The sequence below is a fragment of the Paenibacillus sp. URB8-2 genome (genome assembly GCF_013393385.1).
In the GTDB taxonomy this organism is placed as follows: domain Bacteria; phylum Bacillota; class Bacilli; order Paenibacillales; family Paenibacillaceae; genus Paenibacillus_AQ.
The window spans coordinates 2,730,001-2,750,255 of sequence record NZ_AP023239.1; the positions used below are offsets into that span (position 1 = coordinate 2,730,001).

A 20,255-nucleotide genomic window follows, 5' to 3' on the forward strand; every position below is an offset into this window, starting at 1 on the left:
ACCTATAAATTCACAAAAGCGTCCCCGGCCGTAATACCCGCAGGCAGCAGTCCGTTGTCTCCAAGCCACTTCAGCACTTTGTCCCATGATTCCGGGTCCTGATACCCGAAGGGCTTATCGCCCGCGTCCATCAGCGGCAGCAGCACTTTAAGGCTCTGCGTTTCAATTTCCTTGTCCAGAGGAGCGGTCCCGTCCTCATGCGCCAGCAGGATAGACAGCGCTTCGTCAGGATGCTCTTTTACATACGCCTGACCTTCCCGCATCGCCGCCAGAAACTTGCTGTAATCGTCTTTATGCTGACTGATTCCCTCGTCGCTGGCAACAAGCACTAGCTCGGAATAGTCGGGCACACCGTATTTCGCCGGGTCGATCGAGGTGACAGGGTGGCCTTCTTTTTGCAAAATAAGCTGCTCATGGTTGATGAACGCACCCATAATAGCGTCGGTCTGTCCGGTGGAAATAGCCGGGATCAAGTCGTAGCCCACATCCACAAAATTAACCTTATCCGGATCACCGCCGTCGGCTTTGACCATCGTCTTGACCATCGCTTCATAGAGCGGGATGGAAGAATACCCCACATTTTTGCCGGCCAAATCCTTAGGCGTATGTACGGAACTGTCTGCAGGCACCATCAGGTGAGTCAGCGGGTGACGGACTATGGAAGCCAGCGCTTTTACAGGAATTTTCTCTCCCCGTGCCATCAGCACCTGCGGCTGGTAGCTTAGCGCAAGATCCACTTTGCCTGCCGCGACGAGCTTCAGCGCATCATTCGTGTCCGCCGGCATTTGAATTTCCACATCGAGTCCCTGCTTGGTGAAATAACCCTGTTCCTGTGCGGCATACAAAAAAGAATGCACGGCGTTCGGATACCAGTCGAGCATAAGAGTCAGCTTGTGTGCAGATGCAACCGGGCTGCTCGATGCAATGGGGGCTTGCGAGGGTGAGGCAGAAGCCGCGGAATCGCCGGACGGCGAAGAGCCTCCGCAAGCGGTTGTCAAGAGAAGGAGCGATAAGACGGGCAGCAGTAAAGCTTTACTACGGGTAAAAATTTTCATCAATATGTACCTCTTTTCTTAAGAATTTGATGCTCCAGCAGCCGGACAGCCAGGAATAGCGCGATACCGAGTGCTGAGAGCAGAACAATGGCGGCGAACATTTCGGCGCTGTGCAGGCTTCCCGCCATCCGGCGGCTGTAATAACCAAGTCCGCGCGTGCCTCCGAGCCATTCCCCGATGGTCGCGCCGATCACGCAGTACACCACCGACAGCTTCAGTCCCGAGAAAAAGGAAGGAAGCGCCAGCGGAACTCCGATCTTGAACAGCAGTTGCGAACGGTTCGCGCCCATGGTCAGCAGCAGCTCTTTGTAGGCGCCGCCGCTTTTGCCGAGACCGTCGTAGACACCCACGACGACCGGGAAGAACGCGGTCAGGAAGACGACGGCGACCTTGCTCCAAAGGGAATAGCCGAACCACATGATAAAAATGGGGGAGAGCGCGATCAGCGGAATCGTCTGGCTGATGATAATAAAAGGATAGAGTGCCTTTTCCAGCGTTCGGGACAGATGCATGCCGGTTCCAAGCAGGATGCCGCCCGCCACCGACAGCAGGCATCCAATTGCCACTTCCTCCAAAGTGGCAGGCAAATGAGTGCCGAGCAGCAGTCCTGCGTTTAGGACGAGCGCGGTCCAGATCGAGGAGGGTGCGGGAAGGATAAAGGACGGAACGAGTCCCGAGCGCACAGCCGCTTCCCACACGGCGAGTATCAACAGCAGCAGGAGAAGAAAGGCGCCGTAACGGCGAATTCCTTCCTTAAACGGCGCGCGTTTCATACAGCCTCCGCTCCAGTTCGGCCCGCAAAGAGACAAAGCCGGGCTCGTAATTCATTTCCAGACGCCGGGGTCTCGGCAGCTCCATGTTCATCTCCTGAAGGGAGCCGCCGCTGGAGGACGGCATTAGAAAGATTCGGTCACTCAGCAGAATAGCTTCCTCCAGATCATGCGTAATGAACATAACGGTCCGCCCCAGCTCCCCCCATAGCTCCAGCAGCCAGCGGTGCATGTCCCGCTTGGTCATGGCGTCGAGCGCGCCGAACGGCTCATCGAGCAGCATGAGCTCGCCGCCGCTCATCAGCGTACGTAGAAAAGCGGCCCGCTGGCGCATCCCGCCGGACAGCTCATGCGGATAAGCAAGCTCATAACCGGCGAGTCCGAAACGCTTCAGCATGTCCTGTACCACAGACTTTTTGTCTTTACTGGCCCGGCCTTTGATCTCCAACGGCAGCAGGCAGTTGTCCAGCACCGTCCGCCAGGGCAGCAGGAGGTCCTGCTGAGGCATGTAGGCGGTAAGGCCGAGCCGGTTCCCCCCGGAGCCGCTGTCGGAGCCACGCAGCCCGATTTCTCCCGCCGTTTGCTCCAGCAGTCCGGCTATTACTTTGAACAGCGTGCTTTTGCCGCAGCCGCTGGCGCCGACGATGCTGACGAATTCGCCCTTGCGGAGCGTTAACGACAGTTCCGAAAATACGGGCTTCTGCTGCGGAAACGAAAAAGAAAGGCGGCGGAGAGATAAAAGTTCTTCGATAATCGGTCAGCCCTCCTTAAGATGAATAAAGACCCGTCCATTTCCGTTAGAGAAATGGACGGGCCTTCAAAATATCCGCCGTACAAGCGCTAGGTCTGTACGGCTTCGATTAAGTAAGCTCCAGGTTCCACTTCCCTACGCTGGTATGATCCAGATCAGGTTCCAAGGGTCCGAAGCTCGCGGCTCCGTCTCAGTCGGATGACGCCCCTAGTGAAATTGCGGTCTTTTATTCGGTTTTCATTGTTTTTAACTATACCATATCCCAGTCGGTTCCCTCAATGTACCATTTGGGCCTGATCGACTCAAAACCGAGATGATCCTCCATTATGCGATAAATTCTGGCTATCATTTTTAATCCAGTGATCAGGAATGCTTAAAGTAGGCGGCAGTTTGGTATGGATATCGCCCTTAGCCGAATTCACTTGCGCTTGAGTAAGAAAAATACTTCCTGTGAGATCGGCGCCGCTAAGGTTGGCATCCCTAAAGTCAGCGCCGATCAGATCAGTTACTCTCATGTCAGCATCTCTCAGGTCGCTTGCAATAAGCAGAGCGCCTCTTAAGTTAGCCCCTCTAAGATCGGCTCCTCTTAAATTTGCGCCTATAAAGTCGCTTCCCTTGCGTACTTTGGTTTTTGCTTTTTGGTTTTGATTATGCCGCGGTGTAGCTTTTGCACGCACCCGTTCACTTGTCTGCAGAAGCAGATCATTAACAATCGCCCGATGGGCAGGGACGTTAAGTTCCAAAATCGAGCTTGGATCAAGATTCGTGAGATACTCCGTTTGCTCCAGAACAGCCTGTAAATCTTTGTGAATCGGCTCAGCCTCTTCTAAACTCAGCGCTTCATTCAAGTAGTAAAGCATTTCATGAAGCTGCTGCATAATGGGAAACAGCTCAAACATCTCTTTTGCCAACGCCGGATTATCCCGCCAATCGTTTCCGGCATAGGTAATTTGGGATACCTTTTGACCTGAATGGATTATCGAAAGTGACGCGCATAGCCTTCACCAAAAAGAACGCCCCCACGCTAATTGCGGAGCGTCCTTTGCATTGTATAACTCGCTTAGCCGGTCTTCAAGTTAAAGCTGCAAAGCCGCGATTTCATCAATCTTCGCCGCTTCCGCGGGATCGGCTGCAATCAGCCGGTCATACAGAGACTGATCCTGGGCGATGTTATTCTTCTTCAGTACAGCCAGGTACCAACGAGCTGTTTCACGATTGGCTGCATCTGTATAATCTTCGTTCAGGCCAAGCTGCAGCGTATCCGCGGCCGTTTGCAGCTGTCCGGACATAAATTGAATTTTGCCCGCATTCAGTCTTATAGCCGGAGGGACAGTAAGCGACCGTCCTTGCAGCTCTCCGGGAGACAGAGTCTTCAAATATTCCATATCCGCCAGAACCTGACTGTAGGCTTGAAACCCCATTTTGAACTTCTCTTGCATGTTTGCCTTCCTGTTAATATCATCTTTTTGTGCGTATGCCGCCTGACCCAGATCATAAGAACGGCTGATTATAGCACTGTACCAGTCCATCTCCCAGAGGTTTTCGCTATTTATTAGATCCGCATAATTTTCATTGAATCCAAGCTTCAAGGTAGCCTTGGCTGCCTCGCGTTCTCCTGACATAAGCTGCATTTTTCCTGCATTAAGCGCGATGGTCGGAGTAACGGAGAACGGACGTCCCTGCATTTGCTCCGGAGGGAGTGTCTTCAAGTGCTCAACACCGGCCACAACATTCGCGTATGCCTCCAGCCCTGACTTGAAATACTCCTGCTCCCGGGCGTTGTCTTTTTGGGTATGGGCCTGGGCTCCCATCATCACAGCACGGCTGATCAAGGCATCCGCCCATTCAATATCCCAGACGAACTTGTCGGCATTGTCACGGTACACCCCGAAATCAAGATCGCCTTGCCCTTTAAGGGCATAGTAAGCTGCCAACTGGGCCAGTAATTGCTTGTTGTATGGCTCGTTCTTGAGGGCGGGAGTCAGCACATGCAAGGACTCTTCGAGGTACTGCCCGTTTTGAGTCTGGCTAAACACCTGCTGATCCATAGAGGACAGATACATCGCCGCCTCCGGATGGCCCGGGCGCTTATCCAAAGCTTTCACCAGCGGCGCCTTCAGCTCTTCATAGGACTGGCTGACCGCAGTCAGATTCTTGGCTTTCACAGCGGCATTGCTCGATCCGATATAGCCGATCAAAATGAACAGCAGAAATACGGTGCCGATTCCGAGCACAGTAAAATATCCAAGACGCAGCCCCGCCGTATTCCAGTTCCGGCGCAGCGGCTTGCTGTCCATGACCGCCGCCGTCCCGGCCAGACCGATAAAGACCAGTATTCCCATGAAAGCATAGCTCATATTGAAGTCCAACAAGCTGTGGATCAGAATAGACAAGGCGATAATCAGATAAAAGAAACCGTTGCTGAAATCGTCCTTATCCCTCTTTGCATACCCGCGAATATATTTATAGAAAATATAAAAGATAAAACTCATGAACACGATAAATCCGAAAATCCCGACCTCAATCAGGTACTGCAGGAAGAAGTTATGAACCTGACGGCTGCTATAAGGGTTGTTCTGGTAGTGCTCATACAGCGCGGCCCAGCCTCCTCCTCCGGCACCGAGGATCGGATGATCCTTAACCACTTTTAATGCATCCTTATAAAAAGTTATACGCTCCAGCACGCTGTGCTGTTTGAAGTTAATGTTCTCCAGACGTATCCCGATGTTCGGAGGCAGCAGGTTTCGCACGCTTGTTCCGATAAACAGGAAAGCGATGATGCCGACCAGCACTATAGAGCCGAGTGGAATCCACAGTCCGCTCAGCTTGCGCGCCTCCAGCCCCCCGAGTTTCTTGTGCAGCCAAGGTTCCGCAAACCGCTGGATGACCCAGCCCAGCACGGCAACGATCAAAGAGCCCCCGAGCAAATACCCCCAGCCCTTGGAGGCGGCGGATGATGTGAATGCGGTATTCAGCTCGATACCTAAATTGGTTACGGGTGTTGTAATTAACAACGAGACGACTCCGGCAATTCCGAGGTGAACGATCCATAGGATTTGCTGCACAGGCTTTAGGAACAGAAGCAGCAGGATGAATGCAACGGGCAGCATAACCAGTCCGCCGCGCGACAGCGTGAGCAGAATGGATACAATAATCGGAACCAGCATGAACCCGTGCGTCAGCCGGCCATACCATTTCCGGGAGCGAACGAGCGCGAACAGGGCGACAAACAGAAAAGCCATCAGGAATGCAGCATATGTATTTGCATACTGAAAAATCGAGGTGAGCCGCAAGCCGTTGGAGTCGGTCATCACCGAACCCGAATATTTACCCTCGCGCACGGTATCGGAGAACCAGCCTACCAGAGCGCCGGCGAATTTCCAGCTCCCCAGCCAATTCAACAGCCCGAAGGCTACGATGAAATAGGCGATGGCGAGAATGGCGTTCTGAATGACAATATTGATTTGCCTCTGCTTCAGCAGATATAACGCAACAATGAATATTGTTGCATACATGCTCTGAATGAACATCATATTCATTGCCATATAATGCGAGACGGCGACAAACATCGACAGGATATAAGTGACAGGAAGCAATGCCGCCATCACAGTCACCAAATCCCGCTGTTCGGTCAATTTGAACTTGGTTATATCAAGGCCAATCCATACCAGGAGCATCAAGCCGCTTAGCAAAGCGGATATATACAGAGGCTTCTCGTAATCCATATTCAAACCATTAAATAATCCCACTTGAAACGGGGCCCAGCCCAAAAATAAAACAAACGCAAGGGCCAACATCCACACCGGACCTGAAATCTTTTCTACATTTCTCGACTGCACAGCATTTTTTCCGTATACGGGTTTCGACACGCTATGATCTCCTTTTCCTGTAGATATTTCAATATTTTAGCATACGGATATGTTAATAGTCTTGTAATTATGTAAAATGATAGCGATCCTGGTAGTCGTTATTAAACACACTTGGCCCGTAACCTAGGTCCTCCATACAGGAACTCTAAGCTACAGGCCAAAAAATTTAACAGTTTCTATCATCCATCTCCATACGGGTTATCTATTCCCGTGGGCTTTCAGATATTCCAGTGCATTATACAGCATCACAGCTGCTTCAGCCCGTGTCAGCTTGCTCTCCGGATTGAACTTTCCGTCCTTGTCCAGGGCGGTGATTTTGTATACAAGGGACCGCTGGATGCCGCCCTGGTAAGAAGGGTCAATCTGATCCTCATCGGCGATCTTCGTCGGAGCAAGCTTGATAAGCGGCAGATTGCCGGCTTTCTCGAGGCCTTGAACGAGCAGGGCGGTGAACAGCTGTTTGGTCATCGGTTCCTTGGGATCAAGATCCGCCGGGACGTTGACACCGTTATAGTGCGCATTAATAAAAGCTTCGGCATACCATGCGTCATCGTTGACCTTGGTAAAAATATCGCTTGCCACGGGAGCCTTGATGAAATCAATAGCTGCCAGACTGAGCTGCAGGCCTCCCGATATAAGCTGGACGCCCTGAGCAGCGCTCAAGACGGAACCGGGCATGAACTGCGATCCGTTTACTCCTTTAACGAGCCCGCGGTCTTTCAGGCTTTCGATCTTCTCCTTGCCCTGGACGGAACCGAGATCGGTGAATCCGCTGCCTGCGGCAAAGCCCGCGCCTCCTGCCGACAGCATCATTAATGCGCTGATTGAAAAGGCTGCCAACGCTTTCTTTGTCGATATCATATTGCTGCACCTCCTGCTGAGTACGGCATTGGAAGCCGTCATATTCCCTAAACGGAGGACAGGCCGGAAAGGTTGCGGGAGGCAGCCCGGAATGGTTATTAATTCAACTCCCGGAACAAAAGATTACGGTAAGGATAGGGAGAGCTTTTGTATTTGAACAGCAAAGCGATCCCCGACTCTTCAATCTTCACTGACCGCAGCCCGGGGCTGTGAACAAGCCCCCGTACCATAGCCGCGACCGCCTTGCAGTCATCCCGGCGGATGCCGCGGGCCAGAGCGGCGGCGAAATTCCGGTTAATGGCCAGCTCGCGGTACAGCGGCAGAACGGCGCGGGCAATCCGGCGGTGAACCTCCGTACTGAACGTAAACTGCACCAATCCCGGCGGGATGGTAGTGCCGTTCGTATACACCAGGGTGGGAAGCGGAAAATCAAAGTCTACAAAATACCCGATCGCGTTCGTGCCATATCCCTGCCGGGCGGCCTGAGGAGCCGCAAGCTTCAACAGCTTGCCCATAAGATCAAGGTCGGCGCCGACGACCGCGCGCGTCCAGGCGCTCGCATAGCTGCGGCCTCCGGCAATTGCCCGGTAGAACGGCAGCATGCCCTTCGCCACTTTGACCAGTACATCTGCCGTAACGGCCGCGTCTTTCTTTTTCGTTGTTTTAAGCATCCGTTAGTCCTCCTTTGCCGATAACTGTCTGCTATAAGGTATGGACTTCAGGCATACATCCGTATGGGCTATTGATTAAACAAGCGGAATATATATCTTGATTCTCATGTCTTCTGGAAAGGTGGATTTCCGCACATCCGTTACTTCATAATCAGGCCCTTCCCGGCGATCATAATTGGACTCTGGCAGCCATACGCCGTAAATGAAATCCCGTTTTTTCTGAATATGCTCCGCGGGACCGTAGGCTTTGAATTGAGCGTATTTCCCTTCCGGCAGTTCGAATTTGACGTATTGGCTGTCCGGCACCTCCGCGAATTCTCCGGCTTCTTCCCCTACGATAAAAGAGAATCCACCATCGTCCTGAAAGCGGCACGAAACACCATAGGCCATATCGGGCGCCAGTCTGTGCGGGATATGCTGATAGCGGCCGTTTCTTCCGAATTCATCGTAAAAGCCGGGAATGTCCCGGTAATGCCGGCCTTCATCTAAATGTGTCTTATACTCACAGCCAATGATCCGTGTGCGGTTCAATTGCACAATTGCCGGTTTGCCCATCTCGAATTCTTCAATTCCCTTTGTCTGATAATCCAGAAAGCTGATTGGAGGCTGTCCGGTGAGTACTGCATTCTCCTTACGGAATTTCCCGGGCGTCATCCCTGCATAGCTCTCAAACGCGCGCGTAAAAGCCTCCTGCGAATGATACTGAAAAGCCACGGCAATCGGGAGAATGCCTTCATCCGAATCCAATAGAAGTTTGGACGCTTCGGTAAGCCTTCGTTTGCGGATATACTCTTGCACGGTAAAACCCGAAATGGCGAGAAAAAGACGCTGAAAATGAAACGGGGAGAAGGAAGCTGAAGATGCGATTTCCTGAATGCCAATCTCCTGCTGCAAATGACGTTCGATATAATCCACGGCTTTCTGAATTTGCAAATAGTATTGCATGGCTGCATTCCTTTCTTCGGCTAAAGTCTAAAATCAAGATCATTATAACCGGAGTACTCACGGGATTATTGATTTGAAATGCGCTCCTTTGCTGTTGTTCCGGCGGCTTGCCTCTTTCCTTTTTGCGGAGCATTTGGTATGCTTATTATAATAATTCTTATGTAGAAAATCTTACGATTTAACATCCGGCAGCGTAACTTGATAAAGACATGCTTTCCACAATCGATAGCGTCTTTATCAACCGGGGAGGGAGGAATGATCATGAATCCTATGGATACAATCACCCAGCAATTTGCCGCCCATAATTACAAGCTAACCTCGCAGCGTGAAGCTATCGTCAAGGTTCTGCTTGACAATGAAAAGGACCATTTGAGCGTCGAAGAGGTGTATATGCTCGTCAAGGGGAGCTATCCGCAGCTCGGTTTAGCTACGGTATACCGTACGCTGGAGCTATTGTGCGAACTTCATATCGTCGAGAAAATGAACTTCGGCGACGGAGTCTCCCGTTACGACCTGCGCAGCGAAGGACATGATCATATGCATCATCATCTGATCTGCCAATCCTGCGGCAAAGTGGCCGAAATCAAGGATGATTGGCTTGAAGAGCTGGAGAGCAAACTGGAGAAGGAATACGGATTTGCGGTAACCGACCATCGTCTCGATTTCAAAGGGACTTACCGGATTTGCACGGGCAGCGGCTGCAAGCGGGAAAAGAATGGCCAGGCGATATCGTAATTAGGTATAATCCGATGCTATTACTATAAGAACAAGGGAGTGTTCCGCCGGAACGGCGGAGACGCTCTCTTTTTTATCGAGTCCATAAGTTTCGCGTGGCTCATTATCCCCGAATGCTGCGCTTATGTCACTGGCTCCGGTTCGGAACGAACGAGCGGATCCAGCTCCCGAAGCTGCCGGGGTTGCGGCTCTGCACGAGGACGACGCCTTCTCCCCGGAACCGGCAGACGATTGCCTCGCCGCTGGTCAGGCTGGAGAGCCAGCCGGAAGCGGCTTTTTCAATCCGGTAGTCCATGTAATCCGGCCAGGCGACGAGATGACCGTTGTCGATAATCATCTCTTCGCCGGGTTCCAGATTAATTGCATGAATCGCCCCGAACGAAGAAAGGAAGACTGTGCCGCGCCCACTGATCTCCACAATGAAAAAGCCTTCGCCGGAGAAGAGGCCCCGGGCCAGATTTTGCATCTTCGTATTGACCTGAATGCCCTGGGTGCCGGCCAGAAATCCGTCTTTCTGCACGTACAGCTTGTACGACCCGTCAAGCTCAATCGCCTGGATATCCCCGATCGCCCCCGGCGAGAGCAGCACTTCGCTTTGTCCACGGACCGCCGTAAGCTCCTGGAAAAAGAATTTCTCGCCGCTCAGCATCCGGCCAAGCCCGCGCATCAATCCGCCGTCGACGGTGCCCCTTAGCTCGACATTCGGCGACATCGCAACCATCGCGCCCATCTCCGCTTTTACGCTTTCGCCGGGATTCAATTGCACCTTCAGCATCGCAAAAGCGCCTTCATATAAAATGTCATATTTCATGATGCATACCTCCAAAATTGTTCTGAAATGATAGAATATGGCTCTTGCATAAGTATAGTACGAATCATCCTATCGTTCTATCAGCGCCGGCAACGGAATAGAGTAGATTATCCGCCAGCTGCACATGTCCGAAATCCGGGACTGCATCCAGATGAAATTATGGCCTGCGGCGGATTACAGGCGTTTGAAAGAAGGTCTTTCCGGTTATAAAAGTGATACATTGACCGGCTTTCACTGCTGCTAAAGTGTTACTACCTTTCCACGAAGCGAGGTGCAATGATAATGAACAATAATCTGCCAAACAAACGAGTATTAACCGGATTCCGCATCTCCGTGCTGTTAATGGCAGCGGCGCTGCTGTTTGTCATATGGGGACAAGCCGTATCGGCGAAATCCGCGGCGTACCCGGCACCGGGCTATTATAAATCGGCTGCAAAAGGACTGACTGCGACCGTCCGAAAAGAAGCGATCGGCATTTATCAGGGACAGGCCGATCCTCATACCGTAGAGATTACGGTGTACGGCGAGCCGATTGATCTTCAGTTCGGCGAAGCGCTGGAAGCTCGAGTAGAGAAGCTGGAAGAGGGGACGAAAGTCGTCTTTATCTATACCGAGCAAAAAGTGAAAGGGGACAACGTTGTCAGATTCCGCAGATTGTTGTCCATTAAAGAAGTGGAAGAATGAACTCCTTCCCGAACGAAGCGGATGCCGTCCTGAAGAGGACGGCATCTTTTGTGCAAATATAAGAATGAATTAGCCGGGGGCTTAACATTTTGACTTATATTTCTACGAGAAACGTACTTGCGTCTTATAAAGACGCCGTCAGGCGTTTCATCTTGAAATATCAGAAAGTATAAGCTTCGCGCTTATCCTTAACCTGATATTTTTACGAGAAACGGATGCATTCCTCTTCCAGAGGACGGCGAAGCCGTTTCTTCTTAGCGATATTGTAAATTCTTGGAGTAAGTTATATAAGCGCTGGCGCATCCTTCTCCCTGCTGTGGGTACGGAACTGCTTCGGCGACATGCCGTAGCGTTTGCGGAATTGCCGGTGAAAGTAGGTGTAATTCACGAAACCGCAGGCTTCCGCGATATGTTCCAGCGGCATCGGACTATAGACGATCCGTTCACGGGCCATCTCCAGGCGAACTTCATTTACATATTTAACAATTGTGGTTCCGTACGCTTCCTTAAATAGATGAACGGCGCGCGAAACGGAAATGTCGACATGGGCGGCAACATCTTCAAGACGGAAGAGAAGCGCCGCATTTTCTTCCACAAACTGCTTCATCCGGTAAGCCAGATAGCCCCTCGGAGAAACGGAAGGACGGTCAATGGTGAGACGGTCGATTTCCATGCACAAAATCTGCAAGTAACAGCTTGAGATTTCCGGAGAAAAATCGGACAGCCGGCGCTGCTCCAACACAATCTGTCGAAAAAGTCCGATTAATGCGTCGTTAAGCGGAATATGAATCAGCGAACTCCGCTGACAGCTGTTCCACCACCAGTCGAGCCACTCTCCCCGGCAAAAAATATGATAATCCCCGCTTTCGACGCGCGGTTCGCCCAGCGGATAATTTTGCTTGTCGATAATCAGGTTGTACGGAACGCCAGGAGCAATGAGCATCAAGCCACCGCTTTTTACATGCGTAATGGCACCGTCAATCAATGCGGCGCAGCAACCCTCGGTCTGAAGACGAATGAGATAATGGGGAAAGCCTTCCGCTTCCGACATCTCGAACGGTTTACGGTGAAAGGAGAATCCGGCAGTTAATATGGTGCAAGGTGCGTCGCTTGGCATATGTCCTCCTGCTCATTTTAAAAGATAATCAGATTGTTCATGTTTTAATCATATTATTCATTTTATTATATTCGCTTTCAGATTACGATGATACTAGTTCTAGGGCATCGAAAATATAATACCAAGAACGAGCAATTCGTTAAGAATCCAGGGAGAGCCGATTGTCTAGGCGTCTAGTGCAGGAGTGTACCAAGACGTAGTAGCAGTATGCAAGAGCCCTTTTGTTCAGGTTCAATGTTTCAGATTTCCCGTCAGGGCGTCGGTCCGGGACTTTCCCGGGCGGTTCGTGGGATCGTTTGCACCATGATGTTGAAAAATGTGGATTCAATAACATTCCCGGGAGTGATTACATGTTGAAGATCGGTTTGCAGCTCTACACGCTCAGAGAAGAACTGGAACGGGATTTCGAAGGCACGCTGCGGAAGGTGGCGGCACTTGGTTACAGCGGCGTCGAATTCTTCCATTATTTCGGCCGAAGCGCCGACGAGGTGAAATCGCTGCTTGAGGAGACCGGATTGACAGCCGTGGGAGCGCACCGCCCTTATGACGTTCTGCTGGAGAATGCCGATGCCGAGATTGACTACATACTAAAGATCGGCAGCCCCTATCTGATCGTGCCTTATCTCAGTGAGGAGCAGCGCTCCGATTGGAGCAAGGTTGCGGCCAATCTGCGGACTCTCGGAGAGAAGTGCAAGGAAAAAGGGGCCGTACTATTTTATCACAACCATGATTTTGAGCTGCGGGAAAGCAGCGGGGGCCTGACCGCATTCGACTATCTCTATAGTGAAGTGCCGTCGGAGCTGCTCCAGGTCGAAATGGATACCTGCTGGGTGCAATACGGCGGATACGATCCCGTGCAGTATATCGGCAAGTATGCCGGTCGGCTTCCCCTGATTCATCTGAAGGATATGAAGCTGCGGGAAGACGGCTCGGCAGAGACGGTCGTGCTCGGCGAAGGCGAAGTCGATCTACCCGCCATTCTGGAGGCTGCAGAACAAGCTGGCGCCGAATGGGCGTTAGTTGAGCAGGATTACTGCAGCCGGCCGCCGATCGAAAGCGTCGCGGCAAGCATGGAATGGCTTAATACAAACTATAAACAAGGAGGCAATATTTATGTCTAAAACACTTAAAATCGCAATTATCGGCTGCGGAGGTATCGCTAATGGCAAGCATTTGCCGAGCCTGTCGCGCCAAAAAACCGCTGAACTGGTCGCCTTCTGCGATATTATCGAAGAGCGGGCCCAGGAAGCCGCTGAGAAATACGGCGCGGAAGGCGCCAAGGTCTATACGGACTACCGCAAGCTGCTGAAGGACGGCGGCATCGACGTGGTGCATGTATGTACGCCGAACGACAGCCACTCGGCAATTTCGGTTGCGGCGCTCGAAGCCGACTGCCACGTGATGTGCGAGAAGCCGATGGCAAAGACGACGGCTCAGGCGCAGGAAATGCTGGACGCCGCCCGCCGGACCGGCAAGAAGCTGTCCATCGCTTACCAGAACCGTTTCCGCAACGACAGCCAATATTTGAAGGAAATGTGCGAGAACGGAGAGCTGGGCGAAGTTTACTACGCCAAGGCGATTGCGCTTCGCCGGCGCGCGGTGCCGACCTGGGGCGTCTTTCTGGATGAAGAGAAGCAGGGCGGCGGACCGCTGATCGATATCGGCACCCACGCGCTCGATCTGACGCTGTGGATGATGGACAATTACAAGCCGCGCAGCGTAACCGGTTCGGTCTTCCACAAGCTCGGACACCGGAAGAACGCCGCCAATGCGTTCGGTCCTTGGGATCCGGAGCAGTTCAAGGTCGAGGATTCCGCGTTCGGCTTCATCACGATGGAGAACGGCGCGACAATCGCGCTGGAATCGAGCTGGGCACTTAATGTCGCCGAGTACGGCGAAGCGAAGACGCTGCTGTGCGGAACGGAAGCAGGCGCCGATATGACGAGCGGCCTCCGTATCAACGGGGAGAAGTCCGGCCGTCTGTACGAGACCAATATCGAGCTTACACCGGGCGGAGTCGCTTTTTATTCGGGCGGAGAAGAGAGCGAAGCGGACCGCGAAGCGCGCCTGTGGCTCGAAGCCGTAATCGAAGACAAAGAACCGCTTGTGAAGCCGGAGCAGGCGCTGGTGGTAACGCAAATTCTAGAGGCCATTTACGAATCTGCCCGTACCGGCAAGACGGTATATTTTGACGGAACCCGGGACATCGAAGCCCAAGATTCAGCTCAACCGGTACTGAATAAATAAATCCACTACACAATCCTTAGTGAAGATTAACGGAGAGGGGAAACACATTCAATGAAACTTGGCGTATTTTTGGTGCTGTTCGGAGGCCGGAAACTGGAAGACGCGCTGGATTATGTAGCGGAGAAAGGGGTTAAAGCGGTCGAAATCGGCACGGGAGGCAATCCGGGAAAAAGACACTGCGATCCGAAGCTGCTGCTTGAAGATGAGCGCGCGCTGAAGGAGTTCAAGCATGCGGTGGAATCTAGAGGACTGATCATCAGCGCGCTCAGCTGCCACGGCAACCCGCTGCATCCGCAAAAGGATCTGGCGCAAAAGGATCACGAGGATTTCCTGAATTCCGTATTATTGGCTGAGAAGCTGGGCGTTCCGGTTGTCAATACATTCTCCGGTTGCCCCGGTGACCATGAGGATGCGAAGTATCCGAACTGGCCGGTTGCCCCCTGGCCGAATGATTTTCAGGAAGTGCTGAAATGGCAGTGGGAAAATAAAATCATTCCTTATTGGACGGAAACGGGAGCCTTTGCGGCTGACCACGGCATCAAGATCGGCCTTGAGCTTCACGGCGGCTTCTCGGTGCATACACCGGCAACGCTGCTCCGCCTGAGAGAAGCGGCGGGCGAAGTGATCGGCGCCAATCTGGACCCGAGCCATATGTGGTGGCAGGGCATCGACCCCGTACAAGCTATTCATGTCCTGGGCCGCGCCGGGGCGATTCACCATTTCCATGCCAAGGATACGGTCATTGATCCGGTCAATGTGAACAAGTACGGTTTGACCGATATGCAGACCTATGACAACATGCTGGACCGCGCATGGCAGTTCCGTACCGTCGGCTACGGCCATGATTTGAAGACCTGGGCGGACATTGTCAGTGCACTTCGACTGGTTGGTTACGACTATGTCGTAAGCATCGAGCACGAGGATGGGCTGATGTCGATCAATGAAGGCTTCTCCAAAGCGGTCGATAATCTGAATCAGGTACTGATCCAGGAGCAGCTCGGCGAAATGTGGTGGCTGTAAGGATTATGTCCTGACAGGACACAGGACGGCTTCAGACGGAGGCGTATTCGAGCACACCGGGGCCGAATTGAATCGGCGCCGGTGTGTTTTTAAAAATATAAGCATGTATGAGCCGAAGGCTTAACATTTTGACTTATATTTCTACGAGAAACGTACTTGCGTCTTATAAAGACGCCGTCAGGCGTTTCTTCTTGATAGCGAGATTGTAGAAAGAAGGGCGGATACCAGTGCAAAATAATAAATGGTGGAAAGAGACGGTAGTATATCAAATTTATCCCCGCAGCTTCCAGGATACGAACGGAGACGGGATCGGGGATCTGAAAGGCATTATTTCCAGACTGGATTATTTGGCGGAGCTCGGAATCGGAGCGATCTGGCTGTCCCCGGTATGCAAATCGCCCCAGGATGACAATGGCTACGATATATCCGACTATCAGGATATCGATCCGATGTTCGGTTCGTTGGATGACATGGAAGCGCTTGTTGACGAGTCCAAGAAGCGAAATATCCGAATTGTTATGGACTTGGTGTTGAACCATTCGTCCGATGAGCATCCGTGGTTTCTGGAGGCGAAGAAGAGCAAGGACAATCCGTATCATGATTACTATGTCTGGAGAGATGGCGTGGAAGGAACGCCGCCCAACGATTTGCGGGGATGCTTCGGCGGGTCCGCATGGGAGTGGGTGCCGGAGCTTGGACAATATTATTTCCATCAGTTTGCCGTGAAGCAGCCGGATCTCAACTGGGATAATCCCAAGGTCCGTCAGGAGATTTATGACATGATCAACTGGTGGATGGATAAGGGAGTAGGCGGGTTCCGGCTGGATGTGATCGACCTGATCGCCAAAGAGCCTGACCGGAAAATCACCGGCAATGGTCCGAATCTTCACAAATATATTCAAGAGCTCAGCAGAGAAACCTTTCAAAAAGGAGATTTGCTGACGGTGGGTGAGACCTGGGGCGCCACTCCGGAAATCGCCAAGCTGTACAGCAATCCGGACGGCAGCGAGTTCTCTATGGTGTTCCAGTTTGAGCATATCGGCCTGGATGAGCAGGAGGGGAAAGGAAAGTGGGATCTTTCACCGCTGGACTTCCTGAAATTGAAGCGGGTGCTGTCCAAATGGCAGACCGAGCTGAAGGGCGAGGCCTGGAACAGCCTGTTCTGGAACAACCACGATCTGCCGCGCATTGTTTCCCGGTGGGGAAATGACGGAGAATACCGCGTAGAATCGGCCAAAATGCTGGCTACCCTCCTCCACGGGATGCAGGGCACCCCTTACATTTATCAGGGTGAAGAGCTGGGCATGACGAATGTGCGCTATCCGATCGGGGACTACCGGGACATCGAGCTTCTCAACCTGTACAATGAGCGTCTGGAAGGCGGATTTGCCCACGAAGCAATCATGGAATCCATTTACGCCAAAGGCCGTGATAATGCGCGTACGCCGATGCAGTGGGATGCTTCCGCGAATGCGGGATTTACAACAGGCCAGCCCTGGATTCGTGTCAATCCTAATTACACGGAGATTAATGCTGCGGTTGAATTGGAGAATCCGGACTCCATATTCCATTACTATCGCCAGCTGATCCGGCTTCGTAAGGAACATAACGTAATCGTTTACGGAGACTATAAGCTGCTGTTCCCCGAGGATAAGGATTTGTACGCGTATACCCGCACCCTGGACGGAATAACGCTGCTCGTGCTGTGCAACTTCTACGGAAACGCTGTTTCGTTTGATCTGCCAGAAGAATTGGCCGGAGATAAGGAACTGCTGATTTCCAACTATAGCGATGAACCCTCCGGCGGATCGCTGCGTCCTTATGAGGCTAGAATGTATCTGCTGAAATAAGTGTGAATAAGCATACCTCCCTGAATCGTATTATAGGTTCAGTGGAGGTTTTTTTTTAAGCTTGGCGAATTCTACTTAAAGTAAATAAAAGGGAAATGGCGGTGGGGATGTGCACAGCGAGACGAAATCGAAATTGACTGAAGAAGAGCGGGGCAGGCTGGCTGAGGCGGCTTTTGGCATCGGTACGGTTGTCCTGAGAACGAGGGAACTAACGGGCGGATTCTTCAATACCGCATATGAGCTTGTTCTAGCGGGCGGGAGAGAGGCGATTCTGAAAGTCGCTCCACCGGACACGGCTGAAATGCTGAGCTTTGAACGGAACATTATGCGCGCCGAAGTGGAAGCGCTTCGATTTATTAAGGCGGCCGGTGTCGCGCCGGTTCCTGAGGTCTACGCCTATGACGACAGCCGTACGGTGATCCCATATGAGTATTTTTTCATGGAAAAAGTCAAAGGTCGGCCATACAACGAAGTGAGGGAAGAGATGACCGACGGCGAGAGGGCAGAAATCGAACGGGAGTTGGGCCGTTACAACAGGCAGATCAATGAAGTGCGCGGCGAACGGTTCGGATTATATAACCATGCGACCGCGATAGCGAAGGGAACATGGCGTGAAACGTTCGCCGGATTGATCGGCGATGTGCTGGACGACGCGGGGAGGCTGGACGCTCCGCTGCCGATTGACCGGGCAGAGCTGGAGCAGGGCATTGACAGGCTGCTGCCCGCGCTGGATGAAGTGACGGAGCCGAAGCTGGTGCATTGGGATTTGTGGGACGGTAATATTTTTGTGGCCGATGGCAAAATTACGTCGCTGATCGATTGGGAACGGGCGCTGTGGGGGGATCCGTTGATGGAGCATTATTTTCGTTCTTTTATAGATTCGCAAGGCTACCGTAAGGGGTATGACACCAGTGTATTCGGCACTCCCGGCGTACAAGCACGCAAAGAGCTGTATGATCTGTATTTCAATTTGATCTCTGTCATCGAGTACTACTCCCGCAAGTATGATAACAGCGGGCATTTGAATTGGGCGCATACGAATTTGCTCGAAGGTTGGGAAAGGGTTGCGAAATTATAGACTTTAGCACCGGAGGGCAATTTCTAAGTATAATCTGCAAAATAGGGCAAGCGCCGGCTTCTTATGGGAGGCCCGGCGTTTGCTTGGTTTATTATGAAACGGCTGTTCCGAGAAAATAAAGTTCTAAACTAACAGCGGTGTTTCGCTAACGGGCACTTCATAACCGTGGCCTAGAATTGCCGAAATTCTGGAGACATCAATGCTACTTCGGGTAAACTTGATTCTTTTCAAATAAATTCCTAACCTGATCGGCCATAAATTGTGTGGAATGCGGCATTTGATGACGTATCCACCATTCCACAATGCCAATAAAAGCAGAGGCCATGAATTGGGCTTTTAACTCATTGTCGATAACGGGCTCATTGTCCGGCCTTTCCATTTTATCCATAAGATTGACTGAGATAAAATTCAGCAATTGGTCCCGAAATAGAAAGGCTCTTTGATTGGAAAACATAGCAGAGAAAAACGGGAAATTGTCACGCAAATAATCAAAAACCGGTTTAGGCTCACGTACCATTCCTTGGCTAACCGGATTGGCCTCCCGTTTCTTGCACAACGAGATCAATTCGTTGATGTGATCTTCAATGCATTTGTCCAAAAGGTCGTATTTGTCACTGTAATGCAGATAAACGGTGCCGCGGTTAACATTGGCACGCTCCGCTATCTCGTTAATAGTGATTTGTTCAAAATCTTTTTCCAAAAAAAGCTCCAGAAACGACTTCGTTATGGACTGCTTGGTTCGGAGAATGCGTCGGTCGGTTTTAACAGCATTTTCCATTTCTTTCGTTACCTCCTTCAGCTAATCAACAATTCTGAGGGTGTTGTTGTATATAAAACAAATACATATCCATTAACCATTGAGTAATCGGGGCTTCTGTCTATAATATTAATCAACGGCCGTTAAATATTCAACACACGTTTTAAAGAAAAATTTTAGGTCAAGGAGCATTTAACAATGGAAAATATACGAAATAAAGTGGTGATTATAACGGGAGCCTCCAGCGGAATAGGAGAAGCTACAGCGAAGTTGCTGGCCCAAAATGGCGCAAAGGTGGTATTGGCAGCCAGAAGAGAGGAACGTCTGCATGCGATTGCTAATGAAATTAAACAGGGTGGCGGCGAGGCCGTTTCTGTAAAAGCAGACGTCGTTTCTGCCGAAGATATGCAGAATTTGGCCAAGTTTACCTTAAGTGTGTATGGCCGAATTGATGTATTGGTGAACAATGCAGGGGTCATGCCGAGTTCCAGGCTGAATGAATTAAGAGTAGAAGAGTGGGATCAAATGATCGATGTGAACATTAAAGGCGTTTTATACGGTATTGCAGCGGTATTGCCTACCATGCGGCAGCAGCAGTCCGGTCATATCATCAACCTATCCTCTACCGCCGGTTATCATGTGTCCCCTACAAATGCCGTATACGCGGCCACCAAGTTCGCAGTTAGAGCCATCTCGGAAGGACTCCGCTTGGAAGAGTCTTCGACTTCGCGTATTAGATCTACCGTGATTGCTCCAGGTCTGACGAAGACCGAACTTTTTGACAGAATTACCAGCCCGGAAGTGCAGACGATCGCCAATCAAATAAGCGGCATAGGGATTTCTCCTTACAGTATTGCCAGAGCCATTGCGTTTGCCATTAATGAACCTGATGATACGCTAGTCAGCGAAATTATGGTTAGGCCGACCGCGTTGTCTTGAATTAACGGAACACGATAGTTCAACAAAACGAGCGACAGTCTAGGACTTTTTTTTCTATCCTAGACTGTCGCCAATGCAGCTCTATCATGTTGATG

18 protein-coding genes, 1 pseudogene and 1 riboswitch are annotated in these 20,255 nt (G+C 51.4%); of the genes and pseudogenes, 8 read left to right on the forward strand and 11 right to left on the reverse strand.

The features are described 5' to 3' along the window. Positions 1-2: 2 nt before the first annotated feature. From PUR_RS12530 to PUR_RS12565, 8 genes and pseudogenes are all read right to left on the reverse strand, one after another. Positions 3-1,055 (reverse strand): ABC transporter substrate-binding protein, encoded by a 1,053-nt coding sequence (locus PUR_RS12530; RefSeq protein ID WP_179035525.1) that lies wholly within the window; start codon positions 1,053-1,055, stop codon positions 3-5. After that, positions 1,055-1,828 carry an ABC transporter permease gene (locus PUR_RS12535; protein WP_179035526.1) on the reverse strand — a complete coding sequence of 258 codons (774 nt, stop codon included), beginning with the start codon at positions 1,826-1,828 and terminating at the stop codon, positions 1,055-1,057. The genes PUR_RS12530 and PUR_RS12535 overlap by 1 nt, the downstream gene beginning before the upstream one ends. Further along, positions 1,809-2,579 (reverse strand): ABC transporter ATP-binding protein, encoded by a 771-nt coding sequence (locus PUR_RS12540; protein WP_179037893.1) that lies wholly within the window; start codon positions 2,577-2,579, stop codon positions 1,809-1,811. Before PUR_RS12540 ends, PUR_RS12535 begins: the two co-directional genes overlap by 20 nt. A gap of 112 nt (positions 2,580-2,691) precedes the next feature. Next, a riboswitch (TPP riboswitch) is annotated at positions 2,692-2,795 on the reverse strand. Positions 2,796-2,878: 83 nt separating this feature from the next. Continuing rightward, a pseudogene (locus PUR_RS12545) lies at positions 2,879-3,577 on the reverse strand (pentapeptide repeat-containing protein); the annotation flags it as partial. Positions 3,578-3,652: 75 nt separating this feature from the next. Beyond that, complete coding sequence (locus tag PUR_RS12550) at positions 3,653-6,445, reverse strand: O-antigen ligase family protein (RefSeq protein WP_179035527.1); 2,793 nt, start codon at positions 6,443-6,445, stop codon at positions 3,653-3,655. Between the two features lie 198 nt (positions 6,446-6,643). Next, a complete protein-coding gene (locus tag PUR_RS12555; protein WP_179035528.1) occupies positions 6,644-7,306 on the reverse strand; it encodes an S-layer homology domain-containing protein in 663 nt (220 codons plus the stop codon). Positions 7,307-7,404: 98 nt separating this feature from the next. Further along, the gene (locus PUR_RS12560; RefSeq protein ID WP_179035529.1) at positions 7,405-7,977 is read right to left on the reverse strand and encodes a hypothetical protein; all 573 of its coding nucleotides are present in this window, start codon (positions 7,975-7,977) and stop codon (positions 7,405-7,407) included. A 75-nt stretch (positions 7,978-8,052) separates the two neighbouring features. Continuing rightward, entirely contained in the window at positions 8,053-8,922 is an 870-nt protein-coding gene (locus PUR_RS12565) for an AraC family transcriptional regulator (protein ID WP_179035530.1), read from the reverse strand. 261 nt (positions 8,923-9,183) lie between these two features. On the opposite strand from PUR_RS12565, the gene PUR_RS12575 reads away from it, so the two are divergent. Continuing rightward, positions 9,184-9,657, forward strand: a complete 474-nt coding sequence (locus PUR_RS12575) for a Fur family transcriptional regulator (protein WP_179035532.1) — start codon at positions 9,184-9,186, stop codon at positions 9,655-9,657. A 127-nt stretch (positions 9,658-9,784) separates the two neighbouring features. On the opposite strand, the gene PUR_RS12580 is transcribed toward PUR_RS12575, so the two are convergent. After that, the gene (locus PUR_RS12580) at positions 9,785-10,468 is read right to left on the reverse strand and encodes a TIGR00266 family protein (RefSeq protein WP_179035533.1); all 684 of its coding nucleotides are present in this window, start codon (positions 10,466-10,468) and stop codon (positions 9,785-9,787) included. Positions 10,469-10,750: 282 nt separating this feature from the next. Between PUR_RS12580 and PUR_RS12585 the strand changes: the two genes are divergently transcribed. Then, positions 10,751-11,152, forward strand: a complete 402-nt coding sequence (locus tag PUR_RS12585) for a hypothetical protein (RefSeq protein ID WP_179035534.1) — start codon at positions 10,751-10,753, stop codon at positions 11,150-11,152. Positions 11,153-11,435: 283 nt separating this feature from the next. Here PUR_RS12585 and PUR_RS12590 read toward each other — a convergent pair whose 3' ends face one another. After that, positions 11,436-12,269, reverse strand: a complete 834-nt coding sequence (locus tag PUR_RS12590) for an AraC family transcriptional regulator (protein WP_179035535.1) — start codon at positions 12,267-12,269, stop codon at positions 11,436-11,438. Between the two features lie 350 nt (positions 12,270-12,619). Here PUR_RS12590 and PUR_RS12595 point away from each other — a divergent pair, with 350 nt between their 5' ends. The 5 genes from PUR_RS12595 to PUR_RS12615 all read left to right on the forward strand — a co-directional run bounded on the left by PUR_RS12595 (position 12,620) and on the right by PUR_RS12615 (position 18,464). Beyond that, a complete protein-coding gene (locus PUR_RS12595) occupies positions 12,620-13,390 on the forward strand; it encodes a sugar phosphate isomerase/epimerase family protein (protein ID WP_179035536.1) in 771 nt (256 codons plus the stop codon). Beyond that, complete coding sequence (locus PUR_RS12600) at positions 13,383-14,516, forward strand: Gfo/Idh/MocA family protein (protein ID WP_179035537.1); 1,134 nt, start codon at positions 13,383-13,385, stop codon at positions 14,514-14,516. The genes PUR_RS12595 and PUR_RS12600 overlap by 8 nt, the downstream gene beginning before the upstream one ends. 51 nt (positions 14,517-14,567) lie before the next feature. Further along, the gene (locus PUR_RS12605) at positions 14,568-15,536 is read left to right on the forward strand and encodes a sugar phosphate isomerase/epimerase family protein (protein ID WP_179035538.1); all 969 of its coding nucleotides are present in this window, start codon (positions 14,568-14,570) and stop codon (positions 15,534-15,536) included. A 227-nt stretch (positions 15,537-15,763) separates the two neighbouring features. Further along, positions 15,764-17,386 (forward strand): glycoside hydrolase family 13 protein, encoded by a 1,623-nt coding sequence (locus tag PUR_RS12610; protein WP_179035539.1) that lies wholly within the window; start codon positions 15,764-15,766, stop codon positions 17,384-17,386. 109 nt (positions 17,387-17,495) lie between these two features. After that, a complete protein-coding gene (locus tag PUR_RS12615; RefSeq protein ID WP_179035540.1) occupies positions 17,496-18,464 on the forward strand; it encodes a phosphotransferase family protein in 969 nt (322 codons plus the stop codon). Positions 18,465-18,666: 202 nt separating this feature from the next. Here the strand turns inward: PUR_RS12615 and PUR_RS12620 are convergent, their stop codons facing one another. Further along, on the reverse strand, positions 18,667-19,242 hold the full coding sequence (locus PUR_RS12620) for a TetR/AcrR family transcriptional regulator (protein WP_179035541.1): 576 nt from the start codon (positions 19,240-19,242) through the stop codon (positions 18,667-18,669). 177 nt (positions 19,243-19,419) lie between these two features. Between PUR_RS12620 and PUR_RS12625 the strand changes: the two genes are divergently transcribed. Continuing rightward, positions 19,420-20,160 (forward strand): SDR family oxidoreductase, encoded by a 741-nt coding sequence (locus tag PUR_RS12625; RefSeq protein WP_179035542.1) that lies wholly within the window; start codon positions 19,420-19,422, stop codon positions 20,158-20,160. Positions 20,161-20,255 lie beyond the last annotated feature (95 nt).